The organism is Flavobacterium pectinovorum, assembly GCF_022802975.1.
Taxonomy (GTDB): domain Bacteria; phylum Bacteroidota; class Bacteroidia; order Flavobacteriales; family Flavobacteriaceae; genus Flavobacterium; species Flavobacterium pectinovorum_B.
Genome location: NZ_JAFEVZ010000003.1, coordinates 385,068 through 406,560, shown reverse-complemented (window position 1 = coordinate 406,560; position 21,493 = coordinate 385,068). Strand labels below are relative to the sequence as shown.

21 protein-coding genes are annotated in these 21,493 nt (G+C 34.3%); 2 read left to right on the top strand and 19 right to left on the bottom strand.

Annotated elements, in window-relative coordinates; genetic code table 11:
- Positions 1-18 precede the first annotated feature (18 nt).
- The 7 genes from FLV_RS06655 to FLV_RS06625 form a co-directional block, all read right to left on the bottom strand.
- Positions 19-1,095, bottom strand: coding sequence for a winged helix DNA-binding domain-containing protein (locus tag FLV_RS06655; protein ID WP_243232095.1), 1,077 nt, complete (start codon positions 1,093-1,095; stop codon positions 19-21).
- Positions 1,096-1,106: 11 nt separating this feature from the next.
- Positions 1,107-1,550 (bottom strand): hypothetical protein, encoded by a 444-nt coding sequence (locus FLV_RS06650; RefSeq protein ID WP_243232093.1) that lies wholly within the window; start codon positions 1,548-1,550, stop codon positions 1,107-1,109.
- A gap of 9 nt (positions 1,551-1,559) precedes the next feature.
- Positions 1,560-2,273: a 3'-5' exonuclease gene (locus FLV_RS06645; protein WP_243232091.1), complete on the bottom strand. Its 714-nt coding sequence runs from the start codon at positions 2,271-2,273 to the stop codon at positions 1,560-1,562.
- Positions 2,274-2,396: 123 nt separating this feature from the next.
- Positions 2,397-2,873, bottom strand: a complete 477-nt coding sequence (locus tag FLV_RS06640) for a methylated-DNA--[protein]-cysteine S-methyltransferase (protein WP_243232089.1) — start codon at positions 2,871-2,873, stop codon at positions 2,397-2,399.
- Between the two features lie 230 nt (positions 2,874-3,103).
- The gene (locus FLV_RS06635) at positions 3,104-3,919 is read right to left on the bottom strand and encodes an NAD-dependent epimerase/dehydratase family protein (RefSeq protein WP_243232088.1); all 816 of its coding nucleotides are present in this window, start codon (positions 3,917-3,919) and stop codon (positions 3,104-3,106) included.
- A gap of 130 nt (positions 3,920-4,049) precedes the next feature.
- On the bottom strand, positions 4,050-4,499 hold the full coding sequence (locus FLV_RS06630; RefSeq protein WP_243232086.1) for a GNAT family N-acetyltransferase: 450 nt from the start codon (positions 4,497-4,499) through the stop codon (positions 4,050-4,052).
- Positions 4,484-5,386, bottom strand: coding sequence for a LysR family transcriptional regulator (locus tag FLV_RS06625; RefSeq protein WP_243232084.1), 903 nt, complete (start codon positions 5,384-5,386; stop codon positions 4,484-4,486). Before FLV_RS06625 ends, FLV_RS06630 begins: the two co-directional genes overlap by 16 nt.
- Positions 5,387-5,533: 147 nt before the next feature.
- On the opposite strand from FLV_RS06625, the gene FLV_RS06620 reads away from it, so the two are divergent.
- Entirely contained in the window at positions 5,534-5,929 is a 396-nt protein-coding gene (locus tag FLV_RS06620) for a rhodanese-like domain-containing protein (RefSeq protein WP_243232082.1), read from the top strand.
- Positions 5,930-5,988: 59 nt separating this feature from the next.
- On the opposite strand, the gene FLV_RS06615 is transcribed toward FLV_RS06620, so the two are convergent.
- The 4 genes from FLV_RS06615 to FLV_RS06600 form a co-directional block, all read right to left on the bottom strand.
- Positions 5,989-6,858 (bottom strand): tetratricopeptide repeat protein, encoded by an 870-nt coding sequence (locus tag FLV_RS06615; RefSeq protein ID WP_243232080.1) that lies wholly within the window; start codon positions 6,856-6,858, stop codon positions 5,989-5,991.
- Between the two features lie 18 nt (positions 6,859-6,876).
- Entirely contained in the window at positions 6,877-9,288 is a 2,412-nt protein-coding gene (locus FLV_RS06610) for a M28 family peptidase (RefSeq protein ID WP_243232078.1), read from the bottom strand.
- Between the two features lie 14 nt (positions 9,289-9,302).
- A complete protein-coding gene (locus tag FLV_RS06605; protein ID WP_243232076.1) occupies positions 9,303-9,650 on the bottom strand; it encodes a hypothetical protein in 348 nt (115 codons plus the stop codon).
- Positions 9,651-9,994: 344 nt separating this feature from the next.
- Positions 9,995-11,524 carry a carbon-nitrogen hydrolase family protein gene (locus FLV_RS06600; RefSeq protein ID WP_243232074.1) on the bottom strand — a complete coding sequence of 510 codons (1,530 nt, stop codon included), beginning with the start codon at positions 11,522-11,524 and terminating at the stop codon, positions 9,995-9,997.
- A 177-nt stretch (positions 11,525-11,701) separates the two neighbouring features.
- Here FLV_RS06600 and FLV_RS06595 point away from each other — a divergent pair, with 177 nt between their 5' ends.
- Complete coding sequence (locus FLV_RS06595; RefSeq protein WP_243232073.1) at positions 11,702-12,025, top strand: single-stranded DNA-binding protein; 324 nt, start codon at positions 11,702-11,704, stop codon at positions 12,023-12,025.
- A 216-nt stretch (positions 12,026-12,241) separates the two neighbouring features.
- Here FLV_RS06595 and FLV_RS06590 read toward each other — a convergent pair whose 3' ends face one another.
- The 8 genes from FLV_RS06590 to metG all read right to left on the bottom strand — a co-directional run bounded on the left by FLV_RS06590 (position 12,242) and on the right by metG (position 21,396).
- The gene (locus FLV_RS06590) at positions 12,242-12,934 is read right to left on the bottom strand and encodes a DUF2461 domain-containing protein (protein WP_243232071.1); all 693 of its coding nucleotides are present in this window, start codon (positions 12,932-12,934) and stop codon (positions 12,242-12,244) included.
- A gap of 354 nt (positions 12,935-13,288) precedes the next feature.
- Positions 13,289-13,807 carry a ferritin gene (locus tag FLV_RS06585; protein WP_031456669.1) on the bottom strand — a complete coding sequence of 173 codons (519 nt, stop codon included), beginning with the start codon at positions 13,805-13,807 and terminating at the stop codon, positions 13,289-13,291.
- 80 nt (positions 13,808-13,887) lie between these two features.
- On the bottom strand, positions 13,888-15,366 hold the full coding sequence (locus tag FLV_RS06580; RefSeq protein WP_243232068.1) for a hypothetical protein: 1,479 nt from the start codon (positions 15,364-15,366) through the stop codon (positions 13,888-13,890).
- Positions 15,367-15,416: 50 nt separating this feature from the next.
- The gene (locus tag FLV_RS06575; protein ID WP_243232067.1) at positions 15,417-16,046 is read right to left on the bottom strand and encodes a chloramphenicol acetyltransferase; all 630 of its coding nucleotides are present in this window, start codon (positions 16,044-16,046) and stop codon (positions 15,417-15,419) included.
- Entirely contained in the window at positions 16,046-16,753 is a 708-nt protein-coding gene (locus FLV_RS06570; protein WP_243232065.1) for an HAD family hydrolase, read from the bottom strand. The genes FLV_RS06575 and FLV_RS06570 overlap by 1 nt, the downstream gene beginning before the upstream one ends.
- 132 nt (positions 16,754-16,885) lie before the next feature.
- The gene (locus FLV_RS06565) at positions 16,886-17,761 is read right to left on the bottom strand and encodes a DMT family transporter (RefSeq protein ID WP_243232063.1); all 876 of its coding nucleotides are present in this window, start codon (positions 17,759-17,761) and stop codon (positions 16,886-16,888) included.
- 4 nt (positions 17,762-17,765) lie between these two features.
- Positions 17,766-19,202: a hypothetical protein gene (locus tag FLV_RS06560; RefSeq protein WP_243232061.1), complete on the bottom strand. Its 1,437-nt coding sequence runs from the start codon at positions 19,200-19,202 to the stop codon at positions 17,766-17,768.
- Between the two features lie 136 nt (positions 19,203-19,338).
- Positions 19,339-21,396 carry a methionine--tRNA ligase gene (gene metG / locus FLV_RS06555; RefSeq protein WP_243232059.1) on the bottom strand — a complete coding sequence of 686 codons (2,058 nt, stop codon included), beginning with the start codon at positions 21,394-21,396 and terminating at the stop codon, positions 19,339-19,341.
- Positions 21,397-21,493: the final 97 nt, after the last annotated feature.

The following is a 21,493-nucleotide window of genomic DNA, read 5'->3' as shown; positions in this document are numbered from 1 at the left end:
ATTCAATCATTATGAATTTTATTCAATCAAAATTTTAGTTTCCAGATAGTTTTCAAAAGATTTAATTCCTTCAAATAGAATTTGCTTTTTACCCATTTCAGTTTGGTGGAAAAAGTCGGTTTCGATTTTGACATGATCTTTTTTGATAGTTCTTTTCCAGGTTCCGATTACTTTTCCGTTTTCTAAAATTGTTGGTTTAAAAATGCCGTTTTTGGTAAAAGCTTTCGGCTGATGCTCTAATAAAATAGAAGATTGGCGGTTTTTATATGAAATTAAATACTCATCAAAGGCTGCCAAAAAAAGTACGCTTTCGCTGAAATTATCTGAATTATGAGAATCTTTTCCGAACCAATATTGCTGATTATCAATAATAAAATTATTCAATTGCAATGAAACTGCATTAATTGCAGATTTGCAAATTGTTGCAGAAAAACCGGACCAGTGTGAAAAATCTGCGACTGTTGCCGGACCACGGCTTTCAAAATAACGTTGTGCAAGTTTAGCCAAAGCTTCTTCTTTGGTTAATTTGGTTTTTGGTTTAGGAACTCGTTCTTCCAGTAAGGCATACGTCATTTTTTTGCCTTTCATTTTGCCATTGCACACTAAACCATCTAATTCTGCATACATCATAATCAGAACAGGACTTAATTTATAATCGCCGGAAAACTTTTTGACATTAAGTTCCTCTATGATTTCTTCCCGGGTTAAATGATTGTTTCCGGCCAGTATCTTTTCTATTGCTGAGTTGATCTTGTCAAACTCTTTTTCATCACAGCCATATTTTTTCGTTTCGGCAAGAATAATGCGTTTCACTTGTGGTCCTGAGACATCGAGCATCCAGTAAATATCTTCTGCAGAAACCAAATGCCAGGTTGGCCGCAAAATATGAGTCCGGATTATTTTTCCGGAATTAATGGCTTCCTCTATTTCTTTTTCAGTCGCATCACAGCGGGAGCCAATCGCCCATTTCGCCATTGTGTAATCCTGAGCCTGCATGGCACCAAGATGTTTGACAATTTCTTCAGGTGCATTATGACTTGTTTTATCAAGTTTTTGAGCAACCAAACGATGATTTGAAATTTCGTGATGTGTCATTTTGAAGAAAATTAAACTTGATGGACGAGTTTTTTCTTTTGATAATTATCTATTTTTATTATCAAATAGAATAAAGTCATTTGCTGTAAAAGTAAAAGATAATACCCTATTTGCAAATCTTCAAACCAGCGCAATAATCCAATTGTAATAAGGAATATTAAAGGAATCACGTTAAAAATTAAAAGTAATGTGTATTTTTTATAAAAGAATAAAACCGCTGAAAAAATAAATGGTGCTATTAAAAGAACAGCCAAAATTACTTCCATTATATTTTTAAAATGTAAACTATCAAATGATACATTTTCGAAAATCGCAATAAATGAAACTGTCAGTTCTTGTTTCTGCTTCGCCGTAGTTATGAAATCACAATGAATAAGATGATCTTTATCAAATGGAAGAAAAATTGAAATACATCCAATCAAGAATAAGAAATAGAATAGAATTTTTGTTTTCATAAAATTGCATTAAACATGAATAATTTCCTCATCAATCAATAAATCTTCTCTTCGCAAACGAAGAAAAATCTGTGCTACGGCAATGGTATCTTTTTCACAATAGGTCACAATTCGGTCAATATCTTTCTCCACATAAAACACATGTGCGACCTGACTTCCGTCGATATCACCTTTTGGAGAAGGAACTCCGAGAATTTTAGTCAGTAATTTTAAAGAAGTAAAATGTTTGTAATCACCAAACTTCCATAATTCCAACGTATCCAGGTGTGGAATTTCCCATGGCTTTTTGCCGAATAAATTCAGTTTGTCCGGAATGGCAATTTGATTGATAATCATTCGGCGTGCGAGAAACGGAATGTCGAATTCTTTAGCATTGTGTCCGCACAAAAGATGCTGTGGCTGATTGAAATGATTGTTCAGAAGATTATTAAAGTCTTTCAAAATCTTTTTCTCTTCTCCGAAGAACGAAGTAACCCTAAAATTCCGGATATCTCCTTTGATTGTAAAATACCCAACAGAAATACAAATTATCTTTCCGAACTCTGCCCAGATTCCGGCACGATCATAGAATTCTTCGGGAGTAAACTCGTCTTTTCGTTGATATTGCGTTTTCAAATCCCAAAGTGACTGCATTTCCGCATCAAGCGAATTGAAGTTTTCTTCTTCGGGAACGGTTTCTATATCAAGAAATAAAATGTTGTTGAGGTTTATTTTTTCAATCATTTTTTGTTTAAACACGGATTACAGTAATTAACACCGATTTTTTGGTAAAACAGTACACCAAATCTACCATTTTGTAAATATAAAGCTATAAATTAATTTGTGAAAATCTGTGGAATTTGTGTTTTAAAATAAAGTTTGTTGTGCAGAAGGACTTTCGTGCTCCAAAAGCCATTTTTTACGTGATAATCCGCCTGCGTATCCCGTTAAGGATCCATTTGTTCCGATAACGCGATGGCATGGCACTACAATCCAAAGCGGATTTTTACCATTTGCCGATGCTACAGCCCGAATCGCTTTTACGTCTCCAAGCTTTTTAGTCTGATCCATATAAGTTACTGTTTTTCCATACGGAATTTCCAGTAAGGCTTTCCAGACTTTCTGCTGAAATTCGGTTCCTTGTGGATTAAGTTTTAAATCGAAATAGGTTCTTTTACCTTCAAAATATTCATTGAGCTGAAAAACGGCCTCCTGTAAAACTTCGGGAATAGTTTCTGAAACTTCGTTTGTACCAACGTCAGAAACGGAGATTACAGTAATACCATTTTCATCTCCAATGATTTTGGTGATTCCGAGAGGTGAATTGATATAAACTGTTTCCATAAATTTTGGTTTTAACCGCAAAGGCCCAAGGGTTTCGCAAAGTTCGCAAATATTTTTTGAACCATATAAGTTATTTAAGTGTTTTGCTTACTTATATAAAATTCAATGTCTGGCTGAGTCCATTCGTCTTCGCTCAGGATAAATTTAGTTGAAGCCTTTTGTTTTCATAAGCCTTCGACTCCGCTCAGGATGACACCTGTTTTGAGAAAAGTTAAATGTACGTATATGTTTTAGTAAACGGCCAATTTAAATTTATAAGTCAAAACGGTTTCAATTTTATCACTTGAAATAACCTTTCTGATATTTGATTTTTCAGCACTAAACTTCGGCAAAATCAGGTTTTGCTCTTTTGCTTTTTGCGTATAATACTCCTCTCTTGTTGGATGAAATGGCGCAACAGCATTAAAAACGTCATTCCATTTAGATTGGTTTATGATTTCTTCAATGATGCTGATGCAATCGTTTTGATGAATCAGATTTACGGGAGCATCTGCATTCGCTAAGTTTTCTTTTCCTGACAAGGAAGTCACAGGATGACGATTTTCTCCAATTAATCCGCCGAAACGTAAAATTGTAGTTTCGAAGTTTTGATTTTTTTGAAGAATCTTTTCGGCCAAAAGCAGTTGTTTACCGCTTTCTGTTTCCGGATTTGGAATTGTTTCTTCCGTAATCAAATCATTTTCATCACCATAGACAGATGTTGAACTCACAAAAAACACTTTTTTAACGGAAGATTTCTCTATAAACGGAATCAGATTTTGGATTTTCTCTACAAAAACTTTCTTTTCAGAATCCGGATTAACAGCTCTAAGTTTTGGCGGAATATCAATAATTAAGATTTCGCTTTCCGCTAAAAAATCAATGATGCTTTCAGAGATACTTTCGCTTTCAAGCGTAACCAAAAACGGATTTATCCCCGTGTCTTTTAAAATAGGAAGTTTGTTTTCTGAAGTTGTAGATCCATTTACTGAATTTCCTTTTTCAATTAGTCTTTTTGCCAGTGGGAGCCCTAACCAGCCACAGCCTAATATGCTTATTTTTGTCATTTTTTAAGATTCAGAAAAGAAAAGCTTTTTTCTCTCGCAGATTCGGCAGATTGGTTTTAAAATAATCTGCGAAAATTTGTTTAAATCCTTTTAAATCTGCGTGAAAAAAAAAATTACAAGGTTAAACAATTTACAAAGTTAATGTAAAACAAACTTTATCTTTTGCTTTTGCACCAATTCTGTGGTAGAATTTTATAGCCCTTTCGTTAAACTGAGGAGTTCGCCACTGCATGTTCACGCAGTTTTTCTCAATTCCGATTTCTTTTAATGCATTGATTAAGACTTCTCCAATTCCAGAATTTCTGGCACCTTCTTCCAAAAACAGGCAATCCATGTAAATGTAATCGCCGGCACTCCAGGTCGAGTAAGAAAAAGTATACGTTACATATCCTACAATTTCTGTCTCAACAGCTACAACTAAGCAAAATAATTTTGGACTCTCATTAAATAATTCTTTTTTTAAGCCTTCTTCTTTTCCTTCCGGATCATAATCAGCTTGCTCAAATTCGGCATGTTTTTGACATAAAATGATCAATTTGGGTAAATCGGCTATTTCGCAGTTTCTTATTGAATATTCCATTGAAGATTGATTTCGGTTTGTAGAAAGTTGATAAAATGATTGAAATAGTCCGGATAATTTTCATTCGAACGTGTAGCAATAAAGTGTTTTCTCTTCAAGCCATTTTTTCCAACTTTAATCGCTTTGATCGGGCTGGATTTTAAATGCGGCTGAACGGCCCATTTTGCCATTGACATGACGCCCATATCAGCCTTTACCATTTCCAGGGAAGCTTCTGTTAAAGGCATGGGAGTTATTTTCTTCGGACTCACTTTGGCAGGAGCCAAAAGAAACTGATGAATCGTAACGGTTTCCATAGGAAGCGAATGGATAATAAGATGTTCATTAATGAAATCTTCTGCAACGACATATTTTTTGTCTGCCCAGGCATGATTTTCAGAAACGACCATCATAACCTCGTCCTGAAACAGTTCGGTGTATTTTATAGTATTGTCTTTAACCGGATCACTTATAATGGCAATATCAATGGTATTGTCTAAAAGTTTCTGCAGCGGAATATGGGTCGCTTCGATCACAATTTTCAGCTCCACATTGGGATACAAAAGATGAAACTGCTTCAAAACCGATGGAAGCCAGTGATAACTCGAAAAACATTCGGTACTGATTCGGATTTCGCCATGTTCTCCAAAAACCATTTGTTTGATTTGACTTTCGGTTTCTGAGAGTTTGTTCAGGATTTCATTGGCGATTTCATAGATTTTTTCGCCTGCTTTCGTCAAAACCAGTTTTTTATTGGTTCGTAAAAAAATGGCTGTCCCTAATTGATATTCTGCTTCCTTGAGCTGATGACTCAAAGCCGATTGTGTCAGGTGAAGTTTGTCGATTGCTTTGGTAATGCTTCCTTCTTCGACAATTGCTTTTATCAATTTTAAGTGGCGTATTTCCATTTTTTAGTGAATTAATATACAAAGTAACAAAATTTTAGATTGGTTTTTGTATGAAAAAAAGTAATGCTCTGCATGAATTCTTTTCGTTTTTATGAGAGGTAAAACCATCCTAATTTTGAAAAACAAAAAACTTTAAAAACATAAATTATGGAAGCACAAATTAAACATTATGAAAACAGGCTGGCTTTTGAAATGGATCCGTCAGATTTATTTGAAGCCCTGAACAATGGAGAAAAAATAGTTGTAATCGATGCCCGAAGAGCTTTTGGTTATGACGAAGAGCATATACTAAACGCACTTAATATTCCACATCGTGAAATGAATTTAGAAACCACACGGGATTTGGATAAAGATGTTTTGTATGTTACCTATTGTTCCGGAATTGGTTGTAATGCATCAACTAAAGGAGCTTTAAATATGACAAAACTGGGATTTAAGGCAAAAGAATTAATCGGCGGACTGGAATGGTGGAAAAATGGAGGCTATGCAACCGAAGGTACAAAAGTTGTTAAAGACGGATTGAAAATTGAGTGTGCTTGTTAGATATAAAAAAAGGCAGAACTGTCTTAGTCTGCCTTTGAATTTTTTCTAAATTATTTAATTTATTCTATTTTGATATCGTTTTGCTCAGCAACTTTTTTGAATAAATTTTCTTTCTTTTCGCTTTTCAATTTCTGATAAATAGCACCAATAATTTGTTCTGTATCTTTTATGTAATCGGATTTTTCAACGGTGTAAATTCGATGTGCTTTAAAAATATTATCTAAAGCTTTTTCATCCTCATTGAGGGCAAGATAATTTTTTCCTGCGCCAAAAAAGCCTTCTGCATTATTAGGATCAAACTTTATGAGTTTTTCATAATAAGTAATGGCTGTTTTGTAATCTGTTTTTAAACTATATACAACGCCAATGTTTACTAAAGCAAAATCACCTTCAGGATAAATTTCGAGTGATTTTTTATAATATTTGATCGCATTGTCATAATCCTTCAATTGTCTGTAACACATGGCAATATCATCCAGCGCCAAAACAAATTTTGGATCTTTTTTTAGTGCCATTTGAAAAGCTTCAATAGCCAGTACGTATTTTTGGTCACGCATAAAGTCTTTAGCAATAATATAAGAATTTTGCGCCAGTTCATTTTTTGAATTAGTATAAAAAGGGCTTGGCTTACTTATTACTGCTTTGGTGGTAATTTTACCGCAGCTTTTGCTTAAAACAGCATCCGATTTTTCTAAAAGAGATTTAATTCCTTCAACCGTATTTATTGATTCTCTTACTTTGGGATCTTTGTCATTCAAAACGGCATCTGCCATAGAAGAACCTAAGCAATTTGTGTAGATTTCTTCTGTTATTTCAACTTTTTTATTTAGGCAATCACATGCCAGTGTTGCTATTTTTTCTTCAATCGTCTGAGAAAATCCGTTATGAAAACTTATAGAAATTACAAAAACCCAAAATACTTTTTTCATTAAATACGGTTTAAATGATTATTGATTTATAACTTCCTTTTTAATTTTCATTATAGGTGTAAGACTGTCTGTTTTAACTGTTGTACTATCCGTTACCGGAATAGTTTCTACAGGTTTTACCGGTGCTGCATACCTTTTAATTTTCTGCTGAATCAAAACAGCATCATTCAAAACAAAAGGTGTTGGCATCATCCAGTTGCTTCTTGGTTTGATGTTAAATAACGGATTAGTCATTAAATCGAATGAACTTTCGATCAGATCCATATCAAAAACAGTCGATTTATTAATAATGAATTCCATTACAAGAGGTTCATTACCCACAACATAGTAGCATAAAATTTTACTGTCATTTCGTTTTAAGAGATTTCCTTTTTGTCCCGAAGTTGAAACGCCATTGGCTTTAAAGTTATAAAACGTCATTTTTGGATTTGCATAGATATCATAACGATTGACTTTACGGTTTGGCGTAATTTTTATTTTCAGATATCTTTTGCTTCCTATAACGCTGTCCCTAACAAACGAAATAGTGGGTTTAGGAACTTCTATTTTAGGTGCAATGGCGCTATAGCTAAAAGCCGTATTGTATTTGCTCGCAATCGGAAGGCCGTTTAATCCAACCGCTTTTTGATTCATATTTTCAAGGTATGATTTGGTCCAGTCGTCGAGATTGGTATCATAAGTTGTCCAGACAGCAGAATCTGTGTCGGCGTTGTAGACGTATAACAAACTGTTTGATTTAGCTTTTCCGGGCTCATAATCGGAATGATAGCCTGCATAAACAAAAAAGCTGATCGATATAATAAAGAAAAACATGGTCCAGGCACCTTTTCTAACAAATGATCCAAACAACGGAAGAAGCAATCCAAAAAGTAAAACAGTAAGAATGGCGCTTCCGTAAAGGATTTTTAAACCTAAACCAATTGGAAACATAATGATAAAAGGAGCGACAATTGCAAGGGCAGGAATACTGAATAACAAATTTAATCCAACACTATAATGATGCGTAAAGACAAAAATTCCAAATAAAAGTATTCCGAAATAAACCGGGATAATCAGGAAGCCCGCACCCGTTAATTGATTGGCTAAAATGATATTGATAATTATCCAAAGTAATAACGGAGCTACGAAATGATTCATCGTAATTTTTTCTTCCGAAAAATGATGGTAAAAAGCAAAACAAATAGCGATACTAAGGATTACAAAAGCCCCAATGTAGGCATGTCCGTTATAGGTAAAACCATTAAGTAAATCTGAATATTGAGGATAAATTTGAAGAATAATTTTCCAGCCTAAGAAAGTAACTAATCCTGCAATTATGATAGAACCCAATAAAGGAACAAATCCTTTAAAAATTTCTCTGAACGAAATGAGATGTTTTACTTTTCCAACGAAAATAAAGAAAACCAATAATCCTAAAGCAATAAGACTCATTGGAAAAACCCATGAAAAAGGATAATTTATAAAGAATCCGAACGGAACACTAAAATAAACATTGTCTTCTGTAGTTTGAGTAGAGTTTAAATCAATATTAGAAAAGTATTTTAAGAGCGGCATCAAATAAGATCCCTGATGTGTCAATGTTGTTTTGTTTAAATGCTGAAAGTCGTCTTGCTGGGTGTGGTAGTTATAATGCCCGTCGATAAAAGCAAAATTAAATCCCTGAATATTTCCCTGTTCTCTAAAAACAGTCAGATCGGTGTCATTTGGCAGCATTTTGTAAATGCTGTACATCAGCGAGTTCGAAACCGGATATTTTGCTTTTGCATTCGAAAATTCCTTTACAAGCGCCTGGTTTCCTTTGTTGGTTTCCATCAGCATATAACTTGGGCCGGAAGAACCTCTAGCTTCAAAATTCAAAACCAGACCAACCTCTTTGGCCCACGGATGCTGATTCACAAACAGGGCAGCGCCGTTCAAACCTAATTCTTCTGCATCAGAGAAAAGAATAATAATATCGTTTTTGTGTTTTTCGTTGGCGTATAAAAAAGCCCTTACACCTTCAAGGATTGTCGCAACTCCAGAAGCATCATCACTTGCTCCTTTAGAAAAAGAATGCGGTGCACTGTCGTAATGCGAAAGCAATAAAAGCGCTTTTGAACTATCCGTTCCTTTTATGCGTGCCAGAATATTTTTAGATTTTACCAAAAGCCCTTTATCATTCAGGGTAAAACCTTCCTGAAGGCTGGTTTCTAAACCTATTCTGTTTAATTCAAGTATAAGGTAATTGGCAACCAATTCATGATTTGTTGAACCGACAAAATGGGGTTTTTGGGCTATAATCTGAACCTGATTTAATGCTCGTTCTGTTGAAAATTCGGCAAGGGCTTCTTCATCTTTAGAAATGTACTGGGGCATCATAGAGGCAAATATGATGGCCAGAATTCCTAAGACTCCTAAAAAAGCAAGAATTGAAGTAGGTTTTTTTTTCATAATGCGAATGTATACTAAATTTCTTTTTTTACAAGCATAAAATAATCATTGTCCAAAGACCGATATCCCTGATCGTAAAGGAAATAATAGGTGTTTCCTGTTTTGGTCTGCAAAATATTGGTAAAAAATTCAAAATCAAAACCTTTATTGAGCATTTTATCACGTGTTGCTTTTGATTTTCCTTCGGTGTTTAATTCAGACAAAATACGGTAATTTTTACGCAGCTTGTTGTTTACATTGCGCATAAAATTGGTACTGTCTTTATTTATTTTATTGTTGTAGGCATTGCGGCAGCTGTCTGAGCAAAATTTTTTATCTTCCCGGCCTACAATTTTTTCGGAGCATTCGAGGCATGTTTTCATAGATCTGTCTTAATTTGAATAGACAATTTGGTTTTTATTTTAAGCGAATCATGGTTTTGTATCAGTTAACATGGGTTCCTGCTTTCGCCTTTATCTCTCCACTACGTTACGAGGATACCGGCTCTATCAGGGCTAAGAGGGTTTTATTGGTTTTTTAAATTTCTTCGTCAGTTCGAGTGATTTTATAAAATAGCGATAGCATTTTTATAAAATTATATCGAGAACTCTTATGTAAACGATAACTTCTCGATACATTTTTGGCTAATTAAATTTTGTTTTTCAAAGACAAATCCAGAAGCCAAAAACACTCGAAGTGACGTAAGCCTTTCAATTAATTTATTCTATCAAGGATTTATCTTTCTAATCTCATACAAATCTGTCCTCCTATCCTTTAGCGTATGCACGCTTCCGTGTTCATGCAATTCTTTTAGTAAATTCAAATCAACATCAACGATCAGTGTCATTTCGGTGTTTGGAGTGGCTTCGGCTTTGATACCGTTGCTCGGAAAAGCAAAATCCGAAGGCGTGAAAACGGAAGCCTGTGCATATTGAATATCCATATTATTCACTTTCGGAAGATTTCCGACACAGCCGGCAATGGCGACATAACATTCATTTTCGATAGCACGTGCCTGTGAACAATGTTTTACACGGGTATAACCATTTTGTGTATCGGTTAAAAAAGGTACAAAAAGGATGTTCATTCCCTCATCTGCGAGCAATCTTGGGAGTTCGGGAAATTCGACATCGTAACAAATCAGGATTCCGATTTTGCCGCAATCGGTATCAAAAGTTTTAAATTCGGAGCCGCCTTTCATTCCCCAGTGTACCACTTCATTTGGCGTAATGTGAATTTTGGTGTACATTTCTGAGGTTCCGTCTCTTTTGCATAAAAAACCAACATTATATAAATTACCGTTTTCCAGATAAGGCATACTTCCGGTAATAATATTGATGTTGTACGAAATGGCAAACTCCTGAAAACGTTTCCTGATAGGGTCAGAATAACGTGCGAGTTCCCGAATCGCTTCTGCTTCTGATAAATGGTTGTAATCAGCCATCAAAGGTGCAATGAAAAGTTCCGGGAAAAGGGCAAAATCACTTCCGTAACCGGAAACCACATCTATAAAAAATTCAGCCTGCTCAAAAAATTCTTCCAGATTATTCAATTGACGCATTTGCCATTGTACAAGCCCCAGACGAATAACACTTTTTTCGAGATTAATCAGTTTGGGACTTTCGTCATAATAGACATTGTTCCATTCCAGAAGAACGGCAAATTCCTTAGATTCTTCATCTCCTTCCAGATAGTTTTTGATAATTCGCAAAACGTGAAAGTCGTTACTTAGCTGAAATGAAAGCACGGGATCGTGCAGCTCTTTGTGTTTTACTTTATCTATATAGTTTTTTGGAGTCAGTTTTTTAGAATGCTGCGCATAATTCGGAATCCGGCCTGCAAAAACAATTGCTTTTAGGTTTAATTGTTCGCATAATTCTTTTCGGGCATCGTACAAACGTCTTCCTAAACGCAGTCCCCGATAATTGGGATGAATAAAAACGTCTATTCCGTATAAAATTTCTCCATTAGTATTGTGAGTAGAAAAGGTATAATCGCCAATAATTTGTTTGTAGTTGTGTCTTTTATCGACCAGTTTTTCATCTACAATCAGGGATAATGCAGATCCTACGACTATGCCGTCTACCAGAATAACCAACTGACCTTCAGGAAATATAGAAAGGAGTTTTTGAATATCATCGGATTTCCAATAGGAATTGGCCATTTCGGGATAAGATTCCACCATTGAATTTTTTAACTGTTTATAGTCGTCAAATTCTAAATTCCGTAATTCTACCTTGTTTATTTGTGTCTGCATTGTGGTGTATTTCTCTCAAATATAGCAAAATTTTTCCATTTACAAACGGTTACAAACAGTTACAACCGAAAGTAAATAGTTTGCTACCGACTAATTTTTGAAACCCGTGACATCTTTGCACTGTTGAATTTGACGAACGAATTCAATTTTATATAATCCTTAAAAATAGTATACGCCATGAAAAACAAAGTACAATTAATCGGTAACGTAGGTAATGACCCTGAAATCAAAACATTAGACAGCGGAAAAAAATTAGCGCATTTAAGTATTGCTACCAACGAAAAATACACCAATGACAAGGGTGAAAAAGTAGAGCAAACCGAATGGCATCGTGTTACTGCCTGGGGCAAAACGGCCGAAATCATCGAAAAGTATGTCGTAAAAGGTAAAGAAATCGCTGTAGAAGGAAAACTGACCCACAGAAGTTACGATGATAAAAACGGGGAGAAACGCTATGTTACAGAAGTTGTTGTAAACGAAATTTTACTGCTTAGTAAGTAAGATTTTTATTTGTTACTTAAACCCGACAGGTTTTTAAACCTGTCGGGTTTTGTATTTTTCATAGTAAATAATCCATTAAAACAAATAATATCATCCTTAAGTCCTCTCGACTTTGCTTAGGATTAACTTCTTCAAATGCTTTTAATTGTAAAGGGCTTCGACTCCGCTCAGCCTGACAGCTTTTTGAATTCAGCTAGCAGGTTATAAAATATAAAATTATAATACCGATGCGCCATTAATATCAGTAGTCAGTATTTCACTCATGTAGTCAAAAAAGGGTCTCATATTCTGCATGGTTTCCAAAGCCTGTCCTAAAAATTGCGGACTCAAAACCTCATCATCACTAAAATGCTTAATAATCAAAAACTGTTTAAAGCGTAACAAATCTATGGCTTTATGGCTGATATCAAAACCTTTTGGTGCTGTTTTGAGCTGTTCGCCCTGTAAAGTCCCAAAAGTATTTTTAAAAGTTTTCGAATTTAGTATTCTTTGAAATGATTCCGAATCATGATCAAATTCTGTTCGGATGCGTTTTAAATCTGCTGCATTGGGGCCCCAAAAGCCGCCTGCAAAAAAACTGTTTCCTTTTTCCAGATGAAAATAATAACCGCCGCGTCTTGCGGCAGTTGCACGTGTATAGCTGCCTCCCCAAAATGTTTTAAACGGAGTCTTGTCTTTAGAAAAACGGATATCACGATAAATCCGGTACACGCTTTTTTTGCCTGAACGGGTTTCCAGAACATCTGTTTTGGAAAGTTCGTGAAGCAGTGCCTCTGCAAAGGTTTCAATATGGTTTAACTCGATTAGATATTCCTGTTTATGCGCTTCGAACCAGGGTTTGTTATTGTTCTCTTTAAGCTGCTGCAAAAAATCAAGAGCAGATTGGGGAATTATGATTTGGTTTTTCATATAAATTTGAGTCTTTAAAATCAGAAGTTGACCGCAATTTAAAACTAAAAAACCCACCGGAAAAATCTGGTGGGTTTTTGTATATATTGTTAAGCAGTCTTTTTGAATAAATCAAACATCGGACAGCGTGAGCAGCGTTTCTTTTCACTTTTTTTGTATTTCTCACAGCAAGAAGATTTACAGTTTTCAATCTTCTTAATTTTATCAAGGATATCTTTGTTTTTCTTTTTCTTTTTATCCTTTTTTTTGTCCTTGTCTTTTTCTTTCTTGCTCAATTTTCCTCTGTATTAAAAACAGTGACAAATATAAACAGAAAATATTATTTTTATATATTCTAAATAAACTTTAACTTTTTTATTTTGGATTAATAGCAATTGAGCTTGTAACTGTTAACTGCTGAATATCACGATCGAACAGGTAAAGTCCGCCTTTATCTTCACCAATTAAGTTGATTTTGTCCAGAATAGATTTAGCTGTAGCTTCTTCTTCGATTTGTTCAGAAACATACCATTGTAAGAAATTATGTGTTGCATAATCCTTCTCTTCAAAAGTAATGTGGACCAATTCGTTAATCGATTGTGAAACAAAAAGTTCATGGTTGTAAAGTTCCTCAAACATTTCTTTAAAAGTAGAATATGATATTCTTGGAGCTTTTAGATCTGTAATCTGAGCATGTCCGCCACGTTCATTTACATATTTTACCAATTTAAGCATGTGTGCACGCTCTTCGTCTGACTGTGTGTACATAAACTGAGCGATTCCTTCTAATCCGTGTACTTCAGCCCAGCAAGCCATTGAAAGATACGTTTGTGAAGATTCTGCTTCTATGCGAATTTGCTTGTTTAAAGCCGTTTCAATATTTTTTGATAGCATAATGTGTGTCTTTTTTGTAAAGTTAAAAAAAATAATTCAAACCATTTTTTGAATCTCCGAAAACATAGGAGTCATTTGGATTAATTCTCAATGAGTTTAAGGTTTTCAAAACGATATGGTTTTGAAAGAGAAGCTTTATTGATAATCGGATTTTTTTCTTCGTAATAAAAACCGTCTGTAAATTTCCGCATGATGTATTGTTTTGTATTCACATCATAATAGCTTAAAATGTAGTAATCTTTTAGTTTAAGAATATTTTGCAGTGTAATATTTTTATTGATGCTTATATAATAAAAAACATTATCAATAGCCAAAGGTTCTGACTGTTGGTTGTTTACAAATTCTAAATCTGAATTGAGCATAGTGTCAAAATATGCCATTTTATTCTGGTATTCTGAGTAACCGCCAAAGTCATTATCAAAAAAGTCTGCCAGCAAATTACTTTGTATATAGTCATAACCGGAAAACTGATATTCTGCAAATCCGCCAACTGAGACAAGGACATTTTTGTTGTTTTTAGCAACAGTTACTCCGGCGTTTAGTATCGAAAGCTGTTTTAAAAACTTGTCCGTGGTTTTTATTTCCTGAGGTTTTTTATCGTTTATCTGTAAAAGAAAAGGCGAATTTTTAAAATTAAGGGTATCTTTTTTTGAAACAGTCAAACTTTTAAGTGTTTTGCCTGAATCAAAAGCTTTGATGTCAAATAATAGGTGTTCTTTACCTGCCTTGATTTGAAATAATTTGTTCTCGTAAAGAAAAGAATTTGAAGTTTTTGAAGGTGTTTTAGAGACAGGCTGATTAAAATTCATCTCCAGGACTTCTGTAGTAAGCGTATTTAAATCTACAACCTGAGTCTTTTTTAAACTGTAATCGAATGTTAAAATAATATGATCGTCTAATACGAACATTTTGGTTTTTTTAATCGTTTTATCTAAGGTATTAAAATTATCAGAATCCATTTTTTCAATTGGATAATACTGAATAACGATATTGAAAGCTAAATTTTGCCCTTTATCATTTTGAAATGGAATTGCCGATAAATCAAACATTTTCGCTTCGGCCTTTCCATTATTAAACTCATAAAGTAAAAGATGCTGTTTATTTCTTTCTTTGCACAGCATATAAAAATTATTGTTTTTTTGATAAGTGGTTACAATATATTCTGTGGTTGGAGGCAAATCAAAGTTTAGAGCCCTGAATGTTTTTGTTTCCAGATAATATTTAATAATTCGGATGTTTCTTAAATTATTTGTTGCCCAATAAAGGAGCGGATTTCCGTCATCGCTGATACTATGGCCAATTAAAGACCTGTTTTCTGCCATTTTTATAGAATCTGTAAATTGATTCTTAAGAAAAAGAGATTTGTTGTATTTTAAGATGTTGACGTATTTATCATCTGCTGCAAAAACATAAATATCGTTGGTTTTTACGTCTTCAGTATTTAGTATCTGACTATTTTCTGAAGGTCGGTTCAGGTTTAATGAAAAGGAGTTTAATACCGTCTGACTTAGCATGACAGTATTATAAAAGACACACAAAAGAAGTAGTAGTTTTTTCATATATTTTTGAGCCCAAAAATCATTCCAAATATTTGTTTTTCAGTTTGTTTCTAATGGTTCATTAACTCCTGAAAAAGATCAGCAAATTTTCCAACATGCAAACCATCCATCAATCCGTGGTGCACATGTACTGACATTGCCATTGTTTTTTTACCGTTTTCTAAGGTAATCATTTTTCCGAAAGAAATTTTAGGGCAGCTGTCCGAATAAGAAAAACTTCGTGCGTGTGAAAGCGAAGTGAAATTTATCCACGGAATCGCCGAAAAATGAATCAGGTTATCATCATCAAACGATCTTGTAAAAAGTCCCGATGTTTTCTGGATGCGTTCAATTTCTGTGAGAGCGTTACTTTCAAAAATTTTGAAATCTGTATTGTATTCGATGAATGAAAATCCAAAAGTACCATCTTCACGACCAATGGTTGCCGACGCATCTATGCGATCATTGATGTAAATTCTGCCTTCTGAAATCCGGTATTTAAAATTCTCAATTGAATTTACCGCAACCAAAGTTTTATGCAGGTAAAAAATAAAAAAAGAAGTGTTTAGGTTTTTAGCGGTTTGATAGGCTTTTGTACAATCAATTTCTACGGTAGCACCAAAAAAAGGTTCTTCCATTTTGCAGAAATGTTCAAAATGCTCTTTTCTGTTCCAGTTTTCTAAATCTAAAAGGGTTTTCATTATAATAAATTATGGACAACATCTGTTATTTTTTCAAACGCACTAAAATGCTCGTGTTCAACTTTATGATTGATTTTTTCATGTTCCCAGGTGGTGTGAAACGGAATGTGAACGGCATACCCGCCAATTCCCAAAACCGGCAACACATCTGATTTTAAAGAATTCCCGATCATTAAAAATTCATGCGCCTGAATGTCTAAACGACCCAGTAATTTTTGATAATCAATTTCCTGTTTGTCTGACATGACTTCGATGTGGTGAAAATAATGACCCAAACCAGAGCGATGTAGTTTGCTGTGCTGGTCTTTTAGATCGCCTTTTGTAGCAACAACCAGTTTGTATTTTCCGTGAAGGGCTTGTAAAGTTTCTTCAACACCCTCTAAAAGTTCGATGGGTTTTTCAAGTAATTCTTTTCCGTATTGAATGATTTTTTCAATGACTTCAATCGGAATGGTGTTGTTCGAAATATTCATCGCAGCTTCAATCATCGATAATATGTATCCTTTGATTCCGTAACCGTACAAAGGCAAATTCTCGATTTCGATTTTAAACAGTTCCTGCGAAATTCCCTGATGCGAAAGATAATCTTCCATCAGGGCACAAAATTTATGTTCGGTTTCCTGAAAGTAAGGTTCGTTAACAAACAAAGTATCATCAGCATCAAATGCGATTACTTTTAAAGCAGGGATTTTATTTTTATGTAACATGGTATATTTTGTTTCAAGTTTGAAGTTTTCTTTGTTTCAGGTTTTTTTGCTACAAATTACACGAATGTCTTCTAATTTTTTAGAACAAATTAAAATAATTTTAAAAAATCTGCTCAATCTGTCGAATCTGCGTTAAACCTTTTTCAAAGAAATAGTCTTATCGTAAAACGTAATCCTAATGCCGAAAAGTAAAATGATGCCGCCAAAAATCATTTGTAAAGTGATTTGTTCTTCCAATAACATCCAGGCTAAAACAGCAGTAATTACAGCCTGACTTAGTAAACTTAATGAAACCCTTGTGGCACGCATGTGTTGTGTAGCATAACTAACCGAAAGCCAAGCGCACAATTGACAAATTACTGCCTGAAGCACCAATACAAACCAGCCTGTGTCTGAAAAACCGGTAAAAGACTCATTTAAACAATAACAAAGAATTCCTAAATAAATACTCGAAGCAATTAAACTAATGGTCATAAAAGATAAAACGTCAACATCTGAAAGTACATTTTTGCTGACCAAAAGATAAATCGAATATAGGATTCCGGATAAAACGGCAAACAGAAACGCCTGATTAAAGTTTAGTTCCAAAAAGAAACTAAATCCAACCAAAGTTACCATTCCGAATAAAGAAACAATTGTTCCGATCCAGAAGTTTGTTGCCGGTTTTGACTTCAGGAATAAAAAAGAACCAATTCCTACCCAAACCGGTGATAAATTCGTTAATAAAGAAGCCTGAGTAGCACTCGAATCCTGAATAGCAATATTCCAAACCGCAACATCCGAAGAAAATAAAACACCGCAAAGTGCCGCTAAAAGCAGAAACTTCGTCTTTGGCAGTTTAAAGTTTTTTGTAATAATTACATAAGGCAAAAGCAAAATGACGGCAAAAAACATACGGTAAAAGGCAGAAATTAATCCAGGTGTTAATTTCAGTTTTACCAATATCGGAAAAATCGAAATACAAAGTATCCCGCAGATTAAGGCTAACCTTGGTTTGGTGAGTTTCATTTTATTAATCAGCAAATTTTCTAATAATATATTCTTTTGTTTTATTATCGTAATAACCCAAATTATAAAAATCGCCCATTTTGAATAGTGTTTGAGAAGATACATCATTATTTTTGTCAAAAAAGGTTCTTATTTTATCAAATGCCAAAGGCTGTAATTCTCCTTTAATATGATTTCCTTCATCATCAAATAAACCCTCTAGTTTAACCACTTTTCTGTTGGAGTAAGAGTTAAAACTTTCCATAGAAGGATTATATACAGCAACTGCGACTAAAGCTCCAATAAGTCCAAATTGGCTCATTGCTATTTGACCGGTAGACTGCTGCTCTGAAGAAACACCTCCAAATGCTATTAAAGTGTTTTGTCCAATGTGATAACACGAAATACCCAAATTCAAATTATTTATTTTACGAATAAACTGAGAACTGTTTGTTAAAGTTCTTTTACCTCCAAAATCACTGCCTTCGAGTGACATTTCAGAATTTTTAAAATCGATTTGTTTCTCTGAACTTGCATCGTATTCTTTTATTAGTTTGCTATCCAAATCTTTTATCGAAAAATAAAATTGATCCATAGACGTTTTTACCTGATATAATTTATTCTCAAAATAAAACGAGTTAGAACTTAAATAAAAACGATCACCAGATATAGAACGTTGTCGTACTATTTTTTCTGTAGTAATAAAGGTTTCTAAATCAATTGTAAAAACTTGTGTGTAGTCTACATTTGTATCAATTGTTATGGTAATTTGTTTATTGTTAAAATAACATTTTCTCTTTTTTGCACTTTCTGTTAATGAAGTTGGGTTTTTAGTATTGATGTTTTGCATAGAGAAAGGAGCTTCAAAAGGAAGCAGGTTTTCTTTTAAAACACCATAGAAATCTGTTCTTGTATTGTCAGATTTTAAAAATTTAAATCTGTTAAAATCTATTAATTTTTCTGTATGAACTCCTTCTTTATCAAAAATGTGAAGTTTAAGATTGTTGCCTTTTTTGAGAACAGATAAGATGTAAAAGTTTTGATTGCCGCTAAATTTTTGCAGCACTTTTTCTTCTTTTAAAACAAGAGAATATTGTTTGGTTTCAATTTTACGGTTATTCAAATCAAACAATTGGGTAAAAATTTCTTCATAATCATTAGAAGACCAAAATAATCTTGTATTGTCATTATTAAGGTTATAACCAATCATGTTAGTGTACGTTTTGGCAATGGGTCTTTCTGCAGAAAGGCTATCCATAATTCCCATTTTTTCGTTTAGACGAATAGCTTTTACCTTTATTTTATCACTAATAAATAAAGTAACTTCTTTTTTATCTTCGTTTAATGTCTGAAAAACATCACGATTCTTTTTTAATTCAACAGGTGTTGTACTTACAATTTCCTGTGAAAAAGATAGAAAACCATTTAAAAATAGGGAGGCAAGAAATATTTTTTTTAGCATTATTTCAGTGTATTAGTTTTGGCGAATATCTTACTTTTTTAGAAATAAAATTATATTTAAAATTGAAATTAAAAGAAAAGCGTGAATCAATTAAAAGTTTTAATCGATTCACGCCATTTTATAGTATTATAAAACTTTAGTTTACCGTTTCACCATTCGGAGCATCAGCATCTGGATTGATAAAAACCAGTTTTCCTTCAGCATTGGTTGTCATTAAAATCATTCCCTGACTTTCAACACCACGTAAAGCTCTTGGCGCTAAATTGGCTAATACAGAAACACGTTTCCCTATAATTTCTTCAGGTGAAAAACTCTCTGCAATTCCGGAAACAATCGTACGAACATCGATTCCGGTATCCACTTTTAGAACTAAAAGTTTATTTGCTTTTGGCATTTTTTCAGCCTCAAGAATAGTTCCTACACGAATGTCCATTTTGGCAAAATCCTCAAACTGAATTAAATCTTTTTGTGGTTCAGGCTGTTTGCTTTCGGCAAGATTAGCAGTTTTTGTAGCTTCCAATTTATCTATTTGTTTTTGTATTTCTTCGTCTTCGATTTTTGCGAATAATAATTCAGCTTCTCCAATCTGATGTCCATTTGGAATCAATTCTGAATTTTCCGCAACATCATTCCATTTCAGTTTACCTTCATTTTTAAGGATTCCTGACAATTTAGCTGCAGTAAAAGGTAAAAACGGTTCAGCCAAAACGCTCAACGCAGCCGCAATTTGAAGTGCTACATACATTTGGGTTTTTACGCGCTCCGGATTATCTTTCATTACTTTCCATGGCTCTTCGTCTGCCAGATATTTGTTCCCTAAACGGGCAACATTCATCAATTCGCCTAAAGCTTCACGGAATCTGTAACGCTCCACCGAACTTGAAATCACAGCCGGGTAGGCTTTTAATTCAGCTAAAGTGTTTTCATCCACTTCAGATAATTCATTTGGAGTTGGAATATATCCATCGTAATATTTGTTGGTCAAAACCACCACACGATTGATAAAATTTCCAAAAATCGCAACCAATTCATTGTTGTTTCTCGCCTGAAAATCTTTCCAGGTAAAATCATTATCCTTAGTTTCCGGTGCGTTTGAAGTTAAGGCATAACGCAAAACATCTTGTTTCTCCGGAAATTCTTCTAAATATTCGTGTAACCAAACTGCCCAGTTTTTTGAAGTCGAAAGTTTGTTTCCTTCCAGATTCAAAAACTCATTTGCAGGCACGTTGTCCGGTAAAATATAACTTCCTTCGGCTTTAAGCATTGCCGGGAAAATGATACAGTGAAAAACGATATTGTCTTTCCCGATAAAGTGAACCAGTTTTGTATCTTCATTTTTCCAATACGGTTCCCAGTCTTTTCCTTCACGTAAAGCCCATTCTTTTGTTGATGAAATGTACCCGATAGGCGCATCAAACCAAACATATAATTTTTTTCCTTCGGCACCTTCAACCGGAACATCAATTCCCCAATCCAGGTCACGCGTTACCGCACGAGGTTCCAATCCTCCGTCGATCCACGATTTTACTTGTCCGTACACATTAGATTTCCAGTCATTTTTGTGACCTTCTAAAATCCATTTGGTTAAAAAGTCAGAATATCTGTCTAAAGGTAAAAACCAGTGTTTTGTAGATTTTAAAATTGGAGTTTCTCCGGTAATCGTCGATTTGGGATTAATCAAATCGGTAGCATTCAAAGTCGATCCGCATTTTTCGCACTGATCGCCGTAAGCTTCCGGATTGTCACATTTTGGGCAGGTTCCTACCACAAAACGATCTGCTAGAAACTGGTCTGCTTTTGCATCGTACAATTGCTCTGTAACTTCTTCTATAAAATCACCGTTTTCATATAGTTTTTTAAAGAATTCCTGAGCCGTATCATGATGAATCTTAGCTGAAGTTCTGGAATAATTATCAAACGAAATTCCAAAATCAACAAATGATTTTCTGATAATTCCGTCATATTTATCAATAACTTCTTGTGGTGTAACTCCTTCTTTTTTGGCTTTCATCGAAATGGCAACGCCGTGTTCATCGCTTCCGCAAATAAATGCAACATCTTTTCCCTGCAAACGCAGGTATCTCGAATAGATATCTGCAGGCACGTAAACCCCCGCCAAATGCCCAATGTGGATTGGTCCGTTGGTGTAAGGCAAGGCTGCAGTAATAGTATATCTTTTTGGATTCTGTATCATCTTTCAAATTTATTGAGTGCAAAAATAAGCAATAGAATTGAGATTTTGTTATTGCACGGAGATTCGCCTGTAATTTCACAGAGTTGCACGAAGAAAA

Coding starts and splice junctions, on each gene's coding strand:
- FLV_RS06655 (WP_243232095.1), bottom strand. CDS start 1,095: ATGACACATCACGAAATTTCAAATCATCGTTTGGTTGCTCAAAAACTT.
- FLV_RS06650 (WP_243232093.1), bottom strand. CDS start 1,550: ATGAAAACAAAAATTCTATTCTATTTCTTATTCTTGATTGGATGTATT.
- FLV_RS06645 (WP_243232091.1), bottom strand. CDS start 2,273: ATGATTGAAAAAATAAACCTCAACAACATTTTATTTCTTGATATAGAA.
- FLV_RS06640 (WP_243232089.1), bottom strand. CDS start 2,873: ATGGAAACAGTTTATATCAATTCACCTCTCGGAATCACCAAAATCATT.
- FLV_RS06635 (WP_243232088.1), bottom strand. CDS start 3,919: ATGACAAAAATAAGCATATTAGGCTGTGGCTGGTTAGGGCTCCCACTG.
- FLV_RS06630 (WP_243232086.1), bottom strand. CDS start 4,499: ATGGAATATTCAATAAGAAACTGCGAAATAGCCGATTTACCCAAATTG.
- FLV_RS06625 (WP_243232084.1), bottom strand. CDS start 5,386: ATGGAAATACGCCACTTAAAATTGATAAAAGCAATTGTCGAAGAAGGA.
- FLV_RS06620 (WP_243232082.1), top strand. CDS start 5,534: ATGGAAGCACAAATTAAACATTATGAAAACAGGCTGGCTTTTGAAATG.
- FLV_RS06615 (WP_243232080.1), bottom strand. CDS start 6,858: ATGAAAAAAGTATTTTGGGTTTTTGTAATTTCTATAAGTTTTCATAAC.
- FLV_RS06610 (WP_243232078.1), bottom strand. CDS start 9,288: ATGAAAAAAAAACCTACTTCAATTCTTGCTTTTTTAGGAGTCTTAGGA.
- FLV_RS06605 (WP_243232076.1), bottom strand. CDS start 9,650: ATGAAAACATGCCTCGAATGCTCCGAAAAAATTGTAGGCCGGGAAGAT.
- FLV_RS06600 (WP_243232074.1), bottom strand. CDS start 11,524: ATGCAGACACAAATAAACAAGGTAGAATTACGGAATTTAGAATTTGAC.
- FLV_RS06595 (WP_243232073.1), top strand. CDS start 11,702: ATGAAAAACAAAGTACAATTAATCGGTAACGTAGGTAATGACCCTGAA.
- FLV_RS06590 (WP_243232071.1), bottom strand. CDS start 12,934: ATGAAAAACCAAATCATAATTCCCCAATCTGCTCTTGATTTTTTGCAG.
- FLV_RS06585 (WP_031456669.1), bottom strand. CDS start 13,807: ATGCTATCAAAAAATATTGAAACGGCTTTAAACAAGCAAATTCGCATA.
- FLV_RS06580 (WP_243232068.1), bottom strand. CDS start 15,366: ATGAAAAAACTACTACTTCTTTTGTGTGTCTTTTATAATACTGTCATG.
- FLV_RS06575 (WP_243232067.1), bottom strand. CDS start 16,046: ATGAAAACCCTTTTAGATTTAGAAAACTGGAACAGAAAAGAGCATTTT.
- FLV_RS06570 (WP_243232065.1), bottom strand. CDS start 16,753: ATGTTACATAAAAATAAAATCCCTGCTTTAAAAGTAATCGCATTTGAT.
- FLV_RS06565 (WP_243232063.1), bottom strand. CDS start 17,761: ATGAAACTCACCAAACCAAGGTTAGCCTTAATCTGCGGGATACTTTGT.
- FLV_RS06560 (WP_243232061.1), bottom strand. CDS start 19,202: ATGCTAAAAAAAATATTTCTTGCCTCCCTATTTTTAAATGGTTTTCTA.
- metG (WP_243232059.1), bottom strand. CDS start 21,396: ATGATACAGAATCCAAAAAGATATACTATTACTGCAGCCTTGCCTTAC.